The following is a 16,846-nucleotide window of genomic DNA, read 5'->3' on the forward strand; positions in this document are numbered from 1 at the left end:
AGTCAATATAATGGTAAGAAGATCAGGATGTTTTTTCTAATGAATACAACACTATGCAGATAGGGGAGGAAATCGGGTTATGAACGTTGGATCAGCTCGGGCGGCCGCGGCCGATTGGGTGCTGCAGCATGCCGGCAGCGAGCCCGGATTTATGGGTGCCTACTTCAGCGGCTCCACCGTAGGAAAGCCGGACGACGCCGAGATCGCGCCATCCTCCGATATCGACGTTATGGTCGTTACCGATCGCGCAGAGCCTCCGATGAAGCCTGGAAAGTTTCGTTACCAGGACGCCTTGATTGAGGTCACTTATTTGTCGTGGCAGGACCTTGCTTCGCCCGAGCGGGTGCTATCCTCTCATCATTTGGCCGGCAGCTTTCGCGTGGACACATTGATTGCAGATCCATCCGGACAGCTTCGCAAGCTGCAGGCAACCGTTGCCCGTCAATTCGCTGACCGGGCCTGGGTCATGCGCCGCTGCGAAGGCGTCCGGGAGCGCATCATAACAGGGCTTCGCTCCATTCCGAAGGACGCACCCTGGCATCAGCAGGTAACCTCCTGGCTGTTTCCCACCGGGATTACGACGCATTTGCTGCTGGTCGCCGACCTTCGTAATCCAACTGTTCGGCTTAGATATTTGGCAGCCCGCGATGTGCTGAGAGCATATGGTTATGACGGGGTGTACAGCGAGCTGCTGGAGCTGCTGGGCTGTCAGCTGATGACTCAGAATCAAGCTTTGGGGCATCTTGAAGGCCTTGCCCGCACCTTTGATGCAGCCAGCGCTGTTGCCAAGACGCCTTTCTTCTTCAGCAGCGACATTACGCCGGAGGCCAGGCCGATTGCCATCGACGGCAGCCGGGAGCTGATCGCCCAGGGGAACCACCGGGAGGCCGTCTTCTGGATGGTCGCCACATACGCCCGCTGCCATGCCATCCTGGCTGCCGACGCATCACCGGCGCTTCAGCAGGAATACCGGCCGGCCTTTGATTCGCTCCTCGCCGACCTCGGCATCACCGGCAGGGATGACCTGTTCAGCCGAGCGGATCAAGCCTTGAAATACTTGCCGAAGCTGTGGAGGGTTACGGAAGATATCCTTGCTGCTAACCCGAATGTGAAAGATGGGGAGAGCCCTGCTCCGGCTTAACGTCATATCTAACAGGGGGAAGTAGGTTGATCACTTTAATCGGCGCCGCGATTCCCTCGCTGATCGTGTCGTTGGTGGCCGTATACGCGCTGACGGTCGTCTTCAGACGAAAATCGCTGCATCTGTTATTGCTCGGCATCCAGAGCACATTGTTCGGGATCGGACTATTCCTGCTGTACCATATCAGCGCAAATGGGGGCCGACAGCATTGTGCTGCTCGGAGCGTTTCTCATGATCTTCGGCTTCGTTCTTAGCATCGCGGCCGTTATTCGACGGGACATAAAAATAAAAAATAAGGAGAATTGCAGCCGAAACGGTTGCGTTTCTCCTTTTTGCCATGCTCCATCTCACGGGATCGGCACATAGAATCGATGCTCTTCCCCGGCTTGGGCGAATCCGACCGATTGATAGAGCGACAAGGCCGAGGCATTCGCCGCTTTAACTTCCAACTCTGCCGTTTCCGCGCCGTGTTCCCGCAAATAATTCATCGCCCGGCTTAGCAAGTACTTGGCAAGCCCTTGTCGGCGCCAAGGCTCGCGGACGAACACGTCCTCAATGACGCCGTTGCCTCCCTTCTCCTGCCATGCCATGACACTGGCTGCAATCTGCTCCCCCTCAGCGGCGATGATCGCCGTCCAATTCGGTTTCGCCTTGTATTCCCGGAGCCGGTTCAAGCCAAGCGGTGCATCCGGCCATACCTCGGCCTCCAGCTTCAGATACCTCGCTTCCTCCCGCTCGGTCTGCATGTCCCATAACAGACAGCTAAAGTTGTCCGGAAGGACAAATGAAGGGATCGGCCTGTTCAAGGTGCGGACCATGGAGTACAGGTTCTCCAGCGGCCTAAACCCTTTCTCCTCTGTGAAAAACGCCGTATTCCTCTCCTCATGGGCAAAATTACCGACACATAAATAAGTGCCATGATGGCGGGGCAGCGTCTCCTTCAGCTCGAGCGCCCGGGTATAGAGCCGTTGGTACAATTCCTCCAGCAGCTCAGTATCCCGCTCCCGCTCGGGGACGGTCTTCAGATTGACGTAAATATGATGCTTACAGCTTTCCGGGCAACCCTCTGGAAGCACATTGATGACAGCCACCTGTCCTTTGGCGACCATCTTCCCCTCTTCAAATGCGCAGAAGACGTTCGTCCAGTTGTCTTCATCGCCCACCCACCAGAACAGTCCGACCCCTTGGCGCACGGCCTCGTATAACGCTCCGAGCAAAGGCATGTCGTCCTGCCGGAAGTTTCGTATGATTCGTATATTCAAGCTTCGCTTCCCCCTTTTGCCTTCATTGTACGATGGTCCTGCGGCCTGACCTATATAAAAAATGGCTAAAGTCAAACAAAACCGTCGTTGGTTATATTCCTGATTATGGATATACAATCACTTAATTATGAAATATAATAATTACGTAATAACATAATTCAGATATGAACATGAGGGTCCAGCCTATGAACAATCGGGATGTAATCCGTGAAATTGAAGCTTTAAAGCAGCAGATGTCAGAGCTGCAGCAGCTGGTTTATCAGCTCCTGTTGGACCGGAAGCCGGAGAACCGTCCGGTTCGGCAGGCGCAGAATGACGTTTCGGGAAGCGATGAGCCATTCAAGGAGCGCAGCTCCGTTTTTTATGCCGGAACGGTGTTTTCACAAGGGCAAGGTATCCGCTTGGAGCCGCAGGAACGGCAGATGGCCGATCTTTTGGGTATCCAGACCGAGAAGGCAGCCAAAATCATCACCGCGCTCGGCCATAAACAGCGGCTGGATATTTTGAAAACGGTGCTGGCAGCGCCCCTCACCGGCTCCGAGCTTGTTGAACGCCTGCGTATGGGGACGACGGGCCAGCTGTATCATCACCTGAAGGCGCTTCTTGGCGCGGACTTGCTGGAACAGGAGCCGGGCGGGCGTTATACGGTACCGAAGCATCGTCAGCTTCCGCTCCTGCTGCTGCTCGCCGCAGCCGGCGACATGCTGGATACGGGCAGCTACATGGATATGGCAGAAGCCCGGCAGCATGCAAGCTTGTATTTCGGCACGACCGGAAATTTTGATGCGCATCACCTGCTCTGGGCAGTAATGGAGAACGTCATTTTGGAGCATTCGGCAGGTTATGCCGGTGAGATCGGAATTTTCCTGCATGAGCATGGCAGCGTGACCGTCGCTGATGACGGAAGGGGCATTCCGGTAGAGGCGCTCCCGCATTCAAACACACCTGAGGCGCAATCCGTACTGACGGATATCCAACGCCTGAATAACGGTGCGCAGCTTCTGGTCCCGGGAGCCGAGAAGGGAATCAGCATCGCCGTTGTCAATGCGCTCTCCGAAGCGCTGACGCTCGAGATCCGGCGGGACGGGAGGATTCATCGCCAGGAGTACCGCCGCGGCATTCCTCAGACCGGGATGCAGATCATCGGAACAACTCGGGAGACTGGTACCAGCGTTACGTTCACACCAGACCGGGAGCTCTTTCACGAAGCCCTCGATTTCAACCGAATCAAGAAGTACACGGCGTCCATTACAACCGCTTATCCGCAGCTTATCGTCACTCTTAGCGGCTCTAATTTCCATATAACCTCTTAAAAAAGGAGATGAATGGTGATGTCGATAAACGTCGAGCAGATCCATGAAATCGAGGATGTTTTCCAGATGCTTGACTCCTTCTTCCGGGAGGAGGGGCCATGGTGGGACCGCTTCTACGCGGACCGGAACCGCAGCATTCCCTTCTTCGTCAATGCGCCGGACGAGAATCTCGTCCAGTATTTCGAAGATGGGCGGATCGGGCCCGGGCGTGTGCTCGAGCTCGGCTGCGGCGCCGGACGCAATGCGATTTACATGGCGCGGAAGGGCTGCTCCGTCGATGCGGTCGATTTGTCGCAGGAGGCGATCGCTTGGGGCAAGGAACGTGCCGATGCCCTGAATGCCGAGGTGCAGTTCCACTGCCGTAATCTGTTCGAGCTAAAACTCTCCCCGAACGCCTACGATTTCGTGTACGACTGCGGCTGCTTTCATCATATTGCTCCGCACCGGAGAATCAGCTACCTGCAAATGCTGAACAACTGCTTAAAGCCCGGCGGCTTCTTCGGCCTTGTCTGTTTTGCCGCAGGCGGCATGGGGGCAGAGATGTCGGATTGGGACGTATACCGGGAGCGAAGCCTGAAAGGAGGCCTCGGGTACACGGAGGAGAAGCTGCGGGATATTTTCAAATCCTTCGAGTCAGTCGAGTTCCGGCGAATGCGGAGCATGGAGCAGCCCGGCCCGCTGTTTGGGGAGTCTTTCCTGTGGACGGCCCTGTTCCGGAAGCGGTAGAGTCCGAAAACATGCATGCGTTTCAGCCAATCCCGGCTGAAATGGTCCACAATGTAAGTTGGGTCGACAGCCATCCAAGCATGCACCTGACCACGTACCATTCACAGAAGAAGCAGAGCGGACGATGTTCGATAAGCTTTAAGCCTATGGTCTTATTACAATCAATTAAAAACCTATACCCACCATTTCCGAGTTTCCGGTATACTGGCATCATAGAACCATGATGTAATCGAGGTGAGCATGAAATGCTGGAGCGTTCGATGGAGAATGTGATGGGATATTTCGTGAAAGGAGTTGATGCTTAACGAATATAAACGAAAAGAGGACGATGAACATGAACAGAAACGGCACGATCATGAGCGGTGGATTTGCATTGAACTATGCAGTCCGCGGGCAAGGTCAACCCATTCTTGCCGTAGGAAGCAGTGTGTATTATCCGCGCTTGTTTTCGGAGCATTTTTATACAGCATTCCAATTGATTGCCCTTGACCACAGGGGGTTTGCGAAGCCGCCGCGGCCTCTTCAGCCGGAAGATTATACGCTGGACCGCATCGTGGAGGATATCGAGGCTGCGAGGCAAGCACTGGGCTTGGAGGATTTTGTGCTCATGGGCCATTCCGGGCATGCGTTCATGGCAGCGGCCTACGCCCGCCGTTATCCTGAAGCTGTCCGCAAGCTTGTTCTGCTGAACACCGCGCCGACCAACAGCCCGCAGCGGCAGCAGCAGAGCCTGGCCTTCTTCCAGGATACCGCCAGTCCGGAGCGTAAACGGCAATTCGAGCAGGACATCGCCCTGCTTGAGGGAGATCTCGCGAAGGAGCCTGAGAGACGGTTTGTGCATATGTGTATCCGCATGGGCGCGCACAGCTTTCATGATTATACCTTTGACGCCTCGCCAATGTGGGACGGAGTCTACACCAATATGCCCGTCATCGATGATTTATGGGGCAGGACCTTCGCTGAGCAAAATCTGATTCCGCTGCTGGCGGAGCTGCGCACCCCCGTATTCCTCGGACTCGGACGGTATGACTACCTAGTCGGTCCGGTATCGCTGTGGGATTCCGTGGATGATCGGTATGGCCATGTACGCAAGGTTGTTTTTGAAGCCAGCGGCCATAATCCGATGCTGGAGGAGCCTGAAGCATTCGTCTCGGCGCTTTCCGATTGGATACATGAGTGAACGGATGAACGGATGAAGAAAGCCTGCGCTGTCTGAAGCCTCCTTCGCTCGGGTAAATTTTAAAATAGCAGGGCACCCCCGTTTGATATGCTCCCCTTACGGCAGACAGGTGAAATAACAAAAGCCTGGATGCCGTAGGGGGAGATTTTTATTAGTGCTGATCTTAAGCTCCATGCAGTAAAGCAAGCAAAATTAAACAGCCTTAATCCGATGGAATTCCAGGACCAAGGCCGCTTAATTGATAATTTTATTTTTGAATTGTCTACTTGATGGGGTGCAGTTTATTTATTTTCCGCAAGACTTTCCCACGGCAAGCTTGTGTAGGAAGGGAGATCGACGGCCCAATTCACGTCGGTGAATCTTTTGTCTACCACCGTACGCTTTAAGGTCAATTCAGATAAGTTAGGGTCCACTCCTGCTACGACAAAATCCATTATCCACTCTGCTGTTCCGTCCTCGTTCGCGCTGCCGGATCCCTCAATTTCAACCGGATATTCTTCACCATTGCTGTCCAAAGCGATCCATTGGTCTCTAGTGACGTTATTTGTATAACGGCCTTTGGCATGAAGCCGCAGAACGTTGCCGTTGGATTTCACCGCATCCTTCTCCATACTCGAGCCCGTGATCGTAATTTGGTCTCCCTCATGTTCGAAGACAACGGGGGTTTGTTCCAGCTTTTCCATATTGATGTGAACAGCAGCTTCGTCCTTAACAGGCAGGCTGTATCCGTCCAATACGAATCGTATATTCTTGGTCTCGGGCGGAACAGTGCCTGTATACCATGTTTCAGACCAAGGTAATGTGCCGTTGTCCTCATTGACAGTGGGCAGCCCCTGGATTTTGACAGAGTGTCTTCCGATCCCATCCCCAAAGCGCAATATCTTCTGCGGTTGATCCGTTTCAAGATGGTACCAAATGTGGAGATCGTCTCCCCAGTCGGCAGTTGCCTTGCTGGCAAGCATATCCTTTAGCTTAAAGCCCATATCCAAACGAATGCCGTTCGGGGTACGGATCATCTGTTCCATACTGACCACAAGCCCCTCCGGGGTTGTATACTTCGCATCCAGTATATCCCGGTGTTCGAATTGCTTGGCTTTTTTCATATCAATCTGAAATCGGAAGTCCCAATCGACCTCGACTTGCTTGCGCTCAAAACGCCCCGTCTCCTGATTGTCCACTGACTCTCTGATGTATTCGGGATTTCCCGTTACGAGAATCCGGTCAGGTACGGTTTGATCAAAAATAAACACATATTCCTCCAGACCGTCCATCATATTAATTCCTCTTGCGAGCGAAGCGATCACATTGCCTTCAAGATCGGTCACCTGCAGGCCGCCGTCTTCCAAGGGACTCTGCAGCTCTTTGCCATCAGGTCCAGTCTGTTTGGCGGTAATGACAATTCGGGAGCTGTCCACCATGACATTCACAATTTCAAAACTGTAGCCTTTGTCTTCTACCTTGATCTTAGGCGTTTGCACCAGGCCAAGCGGCTTGGATTTTTTATAATCTTCAAGCCAGCTCAAGTCGCTCATTTCTGTCCAAGCTTTTAATTCCGGAGGCAAACTTTCTTCTATAGTCTGCGGTTGCAGGCTAAAGATGCTCGAGACCTGGCGTATCAGGTCAGGCTGCTTCCAGGCCAGCAGGGAACTGCCCATCACAATCAGCGAGACTGCTGCGGCAGCGGTGATCATCCGTCTTCTCTGCTTGGCTCGTTTCCAACGTTGATGACTTCCCTGTTTGCTGTAATCCATCTCGACCTCTTCTAAGCTTTGCATGACCTTTTGTGTGAAATCGGTATCGGTGCCCTGGCTGAACAACATATGCTCCCACATTGGATCTTCCTCATTTGATTTTAGCTTCAAGCAGGATCCCTCCTTTGCGCTCGATTCTTGCTTTTAGCATTTTCTTGCCGCGGTATAAGGCATTTTTCACTTGAGAGGTGCTCATATTGGCAATGTCCGCTATTTCCTCATAGCTTAACTCATTGGTATATTTCAGCAGGAGGACAAGACGATATTGCTCAGGGAGCTCATCTAATTGTTGGTGGATTTCCCGTTTCATCTCCTGGTGCAGCAATTGCTGCTCGGGCGTTTTTTCGTCAGGCGATACGGCTTCAGGCGTATCTGACGTCAGAACGGGCTTCTTTTTCCGCTGGTGGTCTCTCATCAAATTCACGGCGATGGTATACATCCATGAGAAAAAGCTGCTGCCTTGGCGATGGCTTGGCAAGTTGCGGTATATCCGAATAAAGGTCTCCTGGGCCAAGTCCTGCGCATCCTGATGGCTGGCGCCCATTCCGTAGAAAATTCCGTATATTTTGTTCTTATACCGGTCAACCAACACAGCGAACAGCTGCTTGTCCCCGTTGATAATCCGTTCTATCAGTTCCGCATCCTGCGGCGGTTGAGTCATGTTATTCCTCCTAACTTTCAGAGCCCATGCATGGTCTGTACTCTATAGACGTAAACGGTGGATGAATTTCTCACCCCAAAACAAAAAACCCGCAAGATGATCTTGCGAGGTCTTTGTTAAAAACATAGAATGTCTGAAGATTGTACAGGTTGTCGCTTGGATCGCCATCGGCGCTGGGGCAGGTGCTCGCCACCACCCGTACACGGAAATACATCCAGGAATCTGCGCGGTCTAATAGCACCTGAATCAATCTGAGGCTGTCGATGTTAAGGGGAAGCTTGCAGCACCAAGGCATTGTTTAAACGGCTTCTCGCGAAGCGGTTAGAAAATACAACGCATACACGGCGCAGATGACGGCAATAAAGCCATATCCGCCGAAAACATCGAATTTCGATGAGAAGTATCCGAAGCCTAAGCCGATCGCGATGAGCACCGCCTTCTCCCCCAGCGACTGGAATGACCCCATCGTCGCCCGCATTCGGGAGTCTGCCCGGTGTTGGAGATATCCTGCGGCTAATGGCTCGACGAGCCCGGCGAACAGGGATATGACGAACAATGCCGCTATCGAGCGGCTATCCCGCATGGCGGCGAGCCAGAAGAAGCAGGCAGCCAGCACGCCGATAACCAGGGTTAAGAGCGGCCTGTAGCTGAACCGCTCTTTCAGGGCAAATGCCAGCAAGTTTCCCGGAAGTCTGAGCAGAAAGATCCCTGCGGAGAACAGGCCGAAATACAGCACGGGAACCTCCACACGCTCCAAATATGTCTGCCAGAACTCATCTATGAAATTGACGGCTGCCCCTGTGACCATCCCGGACAGCATTACCAGCAGCAGCCCCCGGTTCTCCCTGAACAGTCTCCATGATGCGGTAAGGTACGTGCGGATCGGAATCGGACGGTCCTCCCCGTCCCCAACCGTCCCCGCTTCCGTTAGCGTCAAGGTCAAACCGAGGCAGACCAGCATGCTGATTAGCGACAGCGCATAGTTGAACTCGTAAGGCAGACGGCTTGCCAGCAGACTGCCGCACAGCGCCGCCAGCACCGTTGACGCTATATCCACCGCATTCAAACGGCCGAGCCACTTCTCGAAGGAGCGCTCCCGCCCTCGCTCGCGCAGCGACTCATACAGCAGCGCCTGCTCGGCCCCGCTGCTGGCCGCACCGCCAATTGCCGCCACAACGACAACGAGCGCGAAATGCCAAAATGCCTCGGCGAACAGGAGCAGCAGAAACTCCGCGCAGCCCATAAGCGCGGAGACCAGCATCATGGTTTTCCGCCCCCAGCGGTCGGCCATCATGCCGCTAGGCACTTCCAGCAGCACGATTGTAACGGCATAAATAATCTCCGCATACACGACCATCGGAATCGTCATGCCTCGATCTTCCCAGTACAATCGTTCGATGACATACGCGGGAATGAGACTATAGAAGAAGCGGATCGCCAGCAGCTTCCACACATTTATATTTATCGAATGGTTCATATCGGTTCCCTCTCTTATCGGATTGTCTATTTCAGATCCGGTTATAGAGGGGGGCCCCCGTGAACGAAGTACGGCGAGGGATTAGCAAGGCGGTCGGGCTTGATTCATTCAGCGGCCTCCTCTTCGCTTGATAAACTTGCTTACATTATGCTCGCTTGCCTCTTTCGTTAACGCCATTATAACGGATATTGTGTGTCCCCGGAAATCCTTCTTTCCTGGCGCTAACGCTCGGGGTAGTCATCTACATGAAAAAAGCAGCCCCCTCTGCCATCCGGCAAGAAAGGACTGCATCATTTTGTTGATACTTACACTCGGACTGGTTAAGCCTTCGGCGCCAGCTCGGCCCCTTGGCGGATCGCTTCCATCAAGCTCTTCTCATCCGCGATGCCCGTTCCGGCAATATCGAATGCCGTGCCGTGGTCAACGCTGGTGCGGATGATCGGCAGCCCGACCGTAATGTTGACGCCCGCATCCAGGCCCAGCACTTTGACTGGTCCGTGTCCCTGATCGTGATACATGGCCACGACGATATCGAAGTCGCCGCGAACCGTCCGGAAGAAGAGCGTATCCGCCGGCAGCGGGCCCACAACCTCAATGCCTTCCGCCTGGGCTTTCTCAACAGCCGGAATGACCTTCTCCTCTTCTTCCCCATATCCGAAGAGGCCGTTCTCTCCCGCATGAGGATTAATCCCGCACACGGCAATCTTCGGCGCATCGATCCCCGCCTTCCGCAGCGTCTCATGCGCCAGCCTGATCACATGATATACCCGCTCCGGCGTGATCATCTTCACGGCATCGATCAGTCCGACGTGGGTCGTCACATGGATGACCTTCAGGTTCGGCGCGGACAGCATCATGGAGAAGTCCTGCGTTCCCGTCAAGTCTGCCAAAATCTCCGTATGACCCGGGTATTTGTGCCCGCCCTTGTGGAGAGCCTCCTTATTCAGCGGAGCCGTGCAAATTGCTTGAATGCGATTTTCCTTCGCCAGCTCTATGGCTCTTTCCAAATATTTAAACGCGGCATGTCCAGCCTCGGCCGACACTTGACCGACCGGCAGATCGCCCGGCAGCAAGTCCAGATCCAGCACGTATACCGTGCCCAGACGGTAATCGGCCCGCTCCAGCTCGTCCGCAGCAATGCTCTCGATGGCAAGGTCGCTGTTTACGAACGTCTTCGCACGCTCCAGGATCTTCCGGTCCCCGATGACGAACGGTCTGCTGATCTCGTACATCTCCTCATGCTTGAGGCTCTTCAGAATAATTTCCGGTCCGACGCCAGCGGCATCGCCCATCGTGATGCCGATTATCGGTTTGCGCTCACTCATACTCTCACCCTTTTCTTTGTGGTCATATACTGCAACGCATCAACGAGCGACTCGTCACGGCCAAAGCCTCCGGCCTTCGTAATGGCCCAATAGCTGCGGCCGTTGCCGTGAAGCTTACCGAACGGGAGTCCGGGCTCCGCCTCCGAATGGAGCTGCATTTCGCCGATCCCCAGCTCCTGGCAGACCGCCTTCGCCGTATCTCCGCCCGTCAGTACCAGCCCCTCAATATCCCCAAATGCCTGCAAAATCTCCCGCGTAATATGCCCGAGTCCCCGAGAGATCGCTTCGCTTACTTCCGTCAAGGACAGCCCGAGCTGATTTCCCGCTGCTTTCGCAGCGATGCGATTGTGCTCGGAACCGTCCACATACAATACAGCATAAGGCTTGTCCGAGTTCTTTTCCAATGCTTGAACATACCGAGCGGCATCTGTATCGCCTCGGACCAAGTCGACCGGATCCACTTCCAGCATGCAGGCTTCAGCCATCTCGCCGACCTTTGTCAGCTGCTGCCGCGTGGTTCGGGACAGGCTGCCGGAGACAACCAGCGTTTTGCCCGCCAGCGCCTCAGCCTCCTCCCCGCTACCTGACGGCTTCAAAGCCAAAGCCTCCGGCAGGTATTCGATCAGCCCGGCCGAACCGGCCCAGACGATCGATCGATCCCAATTCGAGAAGAAGGCCGCGATGGTCTGCAGATCCTGCTCGGACTCACTGTCGCAGACCAGCCATGTCTGCCCGCGCGATATCGCTTGGTTCACATATGCCGTAAGCTCATCCGCGGGCCCCCGCAGCAGGCTCGTATCGATCAGCCCTACTTCACGGCCGGCTCCTGCCTGGAGAAGCCCTGGAATAAAGCTTTCCTTAACAGGCGTCTTAGGGTCCTTGGCAAATTCCGTATCCGTGATAAGCGAGCCGTTCACATAGTGATAACCGCAGACGGTTACCCGGTTCATCTTGGGAAAAGCCGGAGCAATCAACATCAGATCCGGGCGGAACACCTGCTCCACCGCCTTCAGCTCCTCCGCCATGTTGCCCCGAAGTGTCGAGTCCACCTTTTTATAAATATGCCCGTAGCCATGCCGTTTCAAATAATGGGCTGCCCCATAAGCCGCTTCATAAGCTTCGGCACCTTGCTTCGCCCGGCTGTCGGTATCCACGATCAGTACATCGGCAGGCGCAGCCTCACCGCTCTGACGATAGTCCAGTATAACGGTTGAGGCGAGGCCCTTCTTCGCCAATTGCACGCCTGAATCGTTCGCCCCCGTCAGATCGTCAGCGATAATTCCCATTTGATTGATCACATTTATCACACCTTTAAACTTCGGTTTCCGCTTCCCGCTCAAATGAATATCCCTTCTTCTCCATCCGTTTGACCAGGAAGCCGACATAGATCGGAAGCAGGATGGCCGTCGTTACTACAGAGGCCGCCACCTGCACGGTTGCAATATCGGTAAAGGCCGCGAAGGATGCATTGGCGGCAGCAATGGCAGCAGGAGTCGCCACCGCGTTGCCTGCAGTCGAGCCTTCAGCCGCTCCGACAATCGGATTCCACTTCATCGCTTTAAATACAAAGTAACCTGCAGTACCTGTAACAAATACCGTCAAAAGTCCAAGAATGATGCCGGACAATCCGCCTTCCACGATCGCGCCGAAATCGATGCCCATACCGAGCGAGAACGCAAAGAACGGAATCAGCATAGAGCTTCCTTTATCCAGAAACTTGCGCATGTCTTCGTCCAGGTTGCCCAGCACCATACCGACAAGAATCGGCAGCAGCACCGAGATGAACGAGACGAACGAGAACATGCCGTCGACGAATCCCATCGCACCGAAGATCGACAAGGCCACCATGGTCAGGAACGGACCGTCATTCAATGCCAGCAAAGAATAGGCCGCGCGGTCCTCTTTGCTGCCGTACTGGCCGACCAACGCCACGAACAAGCCCCCGTTACTATTGGTCATCGCCGCGATGACCGCAATCGGCGCCAGGCCGAGCCACAATCCGTTCTCGCCGGCAAATGCATAAGCGATCAAGCCGAATGCCGCCCCTACTACCCACTTGGTCACGAGCAGCGTCGCGCCTTTACCGACCGATACGCCGAACGATTTGACGTTGATCTGCGCCCCCGTACAGAGCAGGAACAGCGCGATCAATGTGCTTGAACCGTTTACGAACAAGGCCTCAGTAAAATTACCGATGCGAAGCAAATCCGGAGCGAAGGTATTGATAACTGCTGCAATAAGCAGCGGAACTACCATCATGCCTCCGGGAATTCGATCTAAAGCTGCTTTGATCTTCATTATTGTAGCACCCCTTCAATAATTGTTTCAATATTAAACAGTGATTCATAATTGAAATCGCTTGCAGGGATTATTGTAAATGCTTACTTTAAAATTTGCAACACATTGTTCAAAAATTGTTGCAATTTTAAACATTCCATCAAAGGAGCCATATTACCTTCTCCAAAACGCCACACTGAAGATACATTGCCGCTTGGGAACCAGACCCTGAGCCTTCCCTTAGTCTGACCACTCCGCCTCAACCGATCCCTCGCCCGCTTTATGAAATGCAGTAACATCCGCCGCATAACAAAAAAAGCTGAAACTATTGTTTCAGCTTTCGCCACAGCGTCGAGCGGTTGATTCCGAGCCGTTCCGCAACGCGCGTTTGATTATCATGTTCTTCTTTCATGACGGCATGAATAATCCGCTTTTCAATCTCATCCAAGGTTCCTTGAAGAAAATCCGCCGGCAAACCGGCGTTTACAGGATGCTGTATTTGCTTCCTGCCAAGATGCCGCGAAATTTGCGCCCTCCCGATCACATAGCCTTTTTCCTCCGTCACCGCGTCCTTCAGCAAGGTCCTTAATTCGGCCACATTGCCCGGCCAGCTGTATCCTTCCAGCATCATCGCGGCTTCGTCCTTCAGCTTGACCGGCGATGTGCCCAGCGTTCCGTGATAGGCTGCGATATAGTAGGTTGCCAGCGCCTTAATATCTTCCTTGCGCTCCCGCAGTGCCGGCACATTCACGCGAACGGACTGCTCATCGAACAGGAGCGATTGATAGGCCGGATCCTCTTTCTCGAAGGCCAGTATCACGGTTCGTCCCCTGCTGCGTTCGGCCTTCACCAGCCCTTGAAGGTTCGAAATCTCGTTCGGATTAAGCATGTCGATTCCGTTCATATAGAGCGTCTTAATATCGTCGTCGAAGCCTTCACCTTCGATCTCGGTCAGGGCCTGCTTCGCCGTCAATGCCGCATACAGCCCCTTGCGGTCGTGCTTCTTGAAGTGAATGTAGCGTGACAGCAGCCGCTTGCCGGTACCCGTTTCCCCAATCAGGATGAAGGAGTCGCTCTCGAGATGATGCTCCATTGCTGCAAGGCATCCGGCCATCGATTCGCTGCGGGCAATGATCATCGGCAGCTGGGATACGGCCTCGACCGGGAAGGCCTCAAGTCCGGCACTCTCCTTCATTTCGGAGAAATCGAACAGATAGTACGGCTTCCCCTGGATGTCTTTCAATATCCGCTTCTGCTTCAGCTTGCGCTGCCCGCGCTCCTGAACCGTCAGAACACGGGTCTGATCCGGATTCTCCCGAATGCCTGCACTTAATTCATCGACCGGAACAGGGCAGGAATCATAGTCGATCCAGTTTTGATAGACCACTTCGCCTTGGCGATCCAGCACGATGAGGTTGTTGGCCGTCTCGGCAAGCAGGGAATGGAGGAAGGAAATCTCCCACTCCTTTCGCCGATAAAGGCGATGAACCGACTTCGCCCTTTGGAACGCTTCAAAAATCGCTTCCCGCCCGGACTGGATAAGAATGCCCTCCAGACGGTGCTTGGCGGCAGCCTCTATCGTTACGACGTCCCCCATAATCAGCTCATAGCCCTTGTCTTTGAGTTCCTCCAGAATCGAGTCGACCTCCCCTGCCTTCTCGACCGTGCATACCTCGATCTCGATATCCAGCACATCGGTGATGGCTTTGGCCCCAAGGGTAATGTTGGAGAAACCGACAATCGCTTTTTTCCCTGGAAAATCATTCGCCAGTGTCAGCACCCGCAGCATGTCATAGCCCGATACATGAACGTCAATGACCGGAATCGCCACCTCGGGCTCGATCAGCTTGGCCGTGCCGCCCCGGCTGATAATCACATCATAGCCCTGAGACTCTCCTGCCTGCGCAAGCGGAATCGCCTCCTGAAGATTCGCCACCTCGATATGAATGTCCAGATCGGGATCCTCTTGCCGGCATTCGTCGATGAGCGGGGTCATGGCCGGGTAAGGAGCGATAAACAATGTTTTTATCTTCATCATGTTCCACCTATAAGTTCTTTGGTTAACCCTATGCTCATTATTCTAAACGTTCCGGTTCAAATAACCAACTTTTTATGGGATCACAGGGCAGGGACCTGACCGGGAACCAGACTATTAAACGGGATCCGATCAAGATGCGCTAGCGGTAAGAAAATTTCCCATCGGCACAAAATGAACAGCGAACACCCCCAAGGCCGTCTTCCATGCCAGGGGGTGCCTCTATCGTGTTCAATTATGCCTCAATCCGTACCGTTACGGCACTCTTGGCTTCCATGCGGAAGCTTAACGCCTCTATACCCTTCAGTGCGAGCGATACATTGGCAGCCTGCTCTCCGTCGTTGAACAGCACGACGGCCACCGAGCCGTCCGTATTTTTGAAAGCAACGTTGGATACCAACGCATGGCTGGATTCGGACGCGATTCGGACCGCTTTGGGACGAATGCATTTGCTGAAGTGGGCGAGCGCGTAGTAATCCAGCGTATAGGTCAGCTCCTTGGTTCCTTGATCGATCTTGACGATACCGCGGCAGGTGCTCTTGCCGAATCCCGGGACCGTAGGCCCGTTCTTCTCATCGAGCGCCATATTCCATAGCACGAACGACTTGCTGTAATTCCGGAGAATGTCGATGCCCGTCCGCATCACATTGGAGAAGGCCGGTTCGAACGGCGGAATCCACTCCCCGCCCGATCCTTCCGTGAAATGGACCTCTTTACCCGGAAAAGCTTCAAACACCTCGGTCTGCGCCGATGGCCGTCCTCCATACCAATGCCAAGCGACGCCATCCACCTCGTCATTCGCCTGCTCTAGCACTGCCTTCGGATACTCCGGCTTGTCCCAGTTGTGGTCATAACACAATATTTTCGTGTTGATGCCGTGCTGTACGAATTTCGGCTTGAGATGGTTTTTAATAAAATCGCTCTGCGCTTCCGGCAGCATGATCATGCCCGGATAGTGCACGGGCGAATACAATGCCTCGTTCTGCGGGGTTACGGCATAAATCGGCAGGCCATTCTTCGCATAAGCCTGGATGTACCGCACGAAATAATCTGCATACACCCCGTAATATGCCGGCTTCAATTCCCCTCCGATCATCGAGCCGCTCGTCTTCATCCAGCCGGGAGGGCTCCAAGGCGAGCCCATCAGCTTAACATCCGGATTCAGCCGCAGCGCCTCCTGCAGCAAGGGAATGATGTCCTCCTCATCGTGCGCGATCGAGAACCGCTTAAGCTCCTCGTCCGTTTCACCGTCCGGCATATCATCATAGCTGTAGAAATCGCGGGCATAGTCGGAAGCGCCCATCGGGTTGCGAAGGACCGACAAGCCGATCCCTTCCTCCGCATCGAACAGCCTCCTCATCAGCACCGAACGCTGCTCCGGCTCCAGCACTTGATGGATCAAATACGCGGCCGAATCCGTAAACGATGCCCCGAATCCGTCCATCTCCTGATAGGTAAGCTCATCGTTAACGGTAATCGTGCTATGCTCCTCGTTCGGTGGTACCGGAGATAGCTGTTCCTTCGATTTCGGGACGAATAGCTCGTCTTCCCCTCTCGACTCATAAATGGTGATGTTTCGCATGCTGTTTCCCTCCAGGTTCGCTCACTAAGTTTCCTATCCATCGGATCTGCCCATGCCAGGGGCTTAGCAGCCGAAGCTCTCCCGTTCTTGGAAAAACCTCTGCAGCCCCTGCATGG

General features: G+C 54.1%; 14 protein-coding genes. 5 read left to right on the plus strand and 9 right to left on the minus strand.

Annotation, left to right across the window (positions count from 1 at the left end):
- Positions 1 to 79: 79 nt before the first annotated feature.
- Together BBD41_RS13140 and BBD41_RS13145 are read left to right on the plus strand one after the other, a co-directional pair.
- Positions 80 to 1,141, plus strand: coding sequence for a hypothetical protein (locus tag BBD41_RS13140; protein ID WP_099477864.1), 1,062 nt, complete (start codon positions 80 to 82; stop codon positions 1,139 to 1,141).
- Between the two features lie 26 nt (positions 1,142 to 1,167).
- A complete protein-coding gene (locus BBD41_RS13145) occupies positions 1,168 to 1,395 on the plus strand; it encodes a hypothetical protein (protein ID WP_099477865.1) in 228 nt (75 codons plus the stop codon).
- Positions 1,396 to 1,488: 93 nt separating this feature from the next.
- On the opposite strand, the gene BBD41_RS13150 is transcribed toward BBD41_RS13145, so the two are convergent.
- A complete protein-coding gene (locus BBD41_RS13150; RefSeq protein WP_077570471.1) occupies positions 1,489 to 2,403 on the minus strand; it encodes a GNAT family N-acetyltransferase in 915 nt (304 codons plus the stop codon).
- 185 nt (positions 2,404 to 2,588) lie between these two features.
- Here BBD41_RS13150 and BBD41_RS13155 point away from each other — a divergent pair, with 185 nt between their 5' ends.
- The 3 genes from BBD41_RS13155 to BBD41_RS13165 all read left to right on the plus strand — a co-directional run bounded on the left by BBD41_RS13155 (position 2,589) and on the right by BBD41_RS13165 (position 5,622).
- Positions 2,589 to 3,716 carry an ATP-binding protein gene (locus BBD41_RS13155; RefSeq protein ID WP_237087071.1) on the plus strand — a complete coding sequence of 376 codons (1,128 nt, stop codon included), beginning with the start codon at positions 2,589 to 2,591 and terminating at the stop codon, positions 3,714 to 3,716.
- A 24-nt stretch (positions 3,717 to 3,740) separates the two neighbouring features.
- Positions 3,741 to 4,442, plus strand: coding sequence for a class I SAM-dependent methyltransferase (locus tag BBD41_RS13160; protein ID WP_157929359.1), 702 nt, complete (start codon positions 3,741 to 3,743; stop codon positions 4,440 to 4,442).
- 334 nt (positions 4,443 to 4,776) lie between these two features.
- Positions 4,777 to 5,622 carry an alpha/beta fold hydrolase gene (locus BBD41_RS13165; RefSeq protein WP_099477867.1) on the plus strand — a complete coding sequence of 282 codons (846 nt, stop codon included), beginning with the start codon at positions 4,777 to 4,779 and terminating at the stop codon, positions 5,620 to 5,622.
- Positions 5,623 to 5,903: 281 nt separating this feature from the next.
- On the opposite strand, the gene BBD41_RS13170 is transcribed toward BBD41_RS13165, so the two are convergent.
- The 8 genes from BBD41_RS13170 to BBD41_RS13205 form a co-directional block, all read right to left on the minus strand.
- On the minus strand, positions 5,904 to 7,439 hold the full coding sequence (locus tag BBD41_RS13170) for a DUF4179 domain-containing protein (protein WP_157929299.1): 1,536 nt from the start codon (positions 7,437 to 7,439) through the stop codon (positions 5,904 to 5,906).
- A 25-nt stretch (positions 7,440 to 7,464) separates the two neighbouring features.
- A complete protein-coding gene (locus tag BBD41_RS13175) occupies positions 7,465 to 8,034 on the minus strand; it encodes an RNA polymerase sigma factor (protein WP_028406749.1) in 570 nt (189 codons plus the stop codon).
- 298 nt (positions 8,035 to 8,332) lie between these two features.
- Positions 8,333 to 9,511, minus strand: coding sequence for an MFS transporter (locus BBD41_RS13180; RefSeq protein WP_099477869.1), 1,179 nt, complete (start codon positions 9,509 to 9,511; stop codon positions 8,333 to 8,335).
- A gap of 320 nt (positions 9,512 to 9,831) precedes the next feature.
- Positions 9,832 to 10,836 (minus strand): 4-hydroxythreonine-4-phosphate dehydrogenase PdxA, encoded by a 1,005-nt coding sequence (gene pdxA / locus BBD41_RS13185; RefSeq protein ID WP_099477870.1) that lies wholly within the window; start codon positions 10,834 to 10,836, stop codon positions 9,832 to 9,834.
- On the minus strand, positions 10,833 to 12,134 hold the full coding sequence (locus BBD41_RS13190; RefSeq protein ID WP_099480606.1) for a four-carbon acid sugar kinase family protein: 1,302 nt from the start codon (positions 12,132 to 12,134) through the stop codon (positions 10,833 to 10,835). The genes pdxA and BBD41_RS13190 overlap by 4 nt, the downstream gene beginning before the upstream one ends.
- A 13-nt stretch (positions 12,135 to 12,147) precedes the next feature.
- Positions 12,148 to 13,134, minus strand: coding sequence for a 2-keto-3-deoxygluconate permease (locus tag BBD41_RS13195; RefSeq protein WP_040740343.1), 987 nt, complete (start codon positions 13,132 to 13,134; stop codon positions 12,148 to 12,150).
- Between the two features lie 304 nt (positions 13,135 to 13,438).
- Positions 13,439 to 15,151 carry a sigma-54-dependent transcriptional regulator gene (locus BBD41_RS13200; RefSeq protein ID WP_237087072.1) on the minus strand — a complete coding sequence of 571 codons (1,713 nt, stop codon included), beginning with the start codon at positions 15,149 to 15,151 and terminating at the stop codon, positions 13,439 to 13,441.
- Positions 15,152 to 15,383: 232 nt separating this feature from the next.
- Positions 15,384 to 16,730 carry a glycoside hydrolase family 30 protein gene (locus BBD41_RS13205; protein WP_077570483.1) on the minus strand — a complete coding sequence of 449 codons (1,347 nt, stop codon included), beginning with the start codon at positions 16,728 to 16,730 and terminating at the stop codon, positions 15,384 to 15,386.
- Positions 16,731 to 16,846 lie beyond the last annotated feature (116 nt).

Origin of the sequence: Paenibacillus ihbetae (assembly GCF_002741055.1) — a bacterium.
Classification (GTDB): domain Bacteria; phylum Bacillota; class Bacilli; order Paenibacillales; family Paenibacillaceae; genus Paenibacillus_AQ; species Paenibacillus_AQ ihbetae.

Bases quoted from the DNA above. Each gene is read 5' to 3' on its own strand.
- BBD41_RS13140 (WP_099477864.1), top strand. From the start codon at position 80: ATGAACGTTGGATCAGCTCGGGCGGCCGCGGCCGATTGGGTGCTGCAG.
- BBD41_RS13155 (WP_237087071.1), top strand. From the start codon at position 2,589: ATGAACAATCGGGATGTAATCCGTGAAATTGAAGCTTTAAAGCAGCAG.
- BBD41_RS13165 (WP_099477867.1), top strand. From the start codon at position 4,777: ATGAACAGAAACGGCACGATCATGAGCGGTGGATTTGCATTGAACTAT.
- BBD41_RS13175 (WP_028406749.1), bottom strand. From the start codon at position 8,034: ATGACTCAACCGCCGCAGGATGCGGAACTGATAGAACGGATTATCAAC.
- BBD41_RS13180 (WP_099477869.1), bottom strand. From the start codon at position 9,511: ATGAACCATTCGATAAATATAAATGTGTGGAAGCTGCTGGCGATCCGC.
- pdxA (WP_099477870.1), bottom strand. From the start codon at position 10,836: ATGAGTGAGCGCAAACCGATAATCGGCATCACGATGGGCGATGCCGCT.
- BBD41_RS13195 (WP_040740343.1), bottom strand. From the start codon at position 13,134: ATGAAGATCAAAGCAGCTTTAGATCGAATTCCCGGAGGCATGATGGTA.
- BBD41_RS13200 (WP_237087072.1), bottom strand. From the start codon at position 15,151: ATGATGAAGATAAAAACATTGTTTATCGCTCCTTACCCGGCCATGACC.
- BBD41_RS13205 (WP_077570483.1), bottom strand. From the start codon at position 16,730: ATGCGAAACATCACCATTTATGAGTCGAGAGGGGAAGACGAGCTATTC.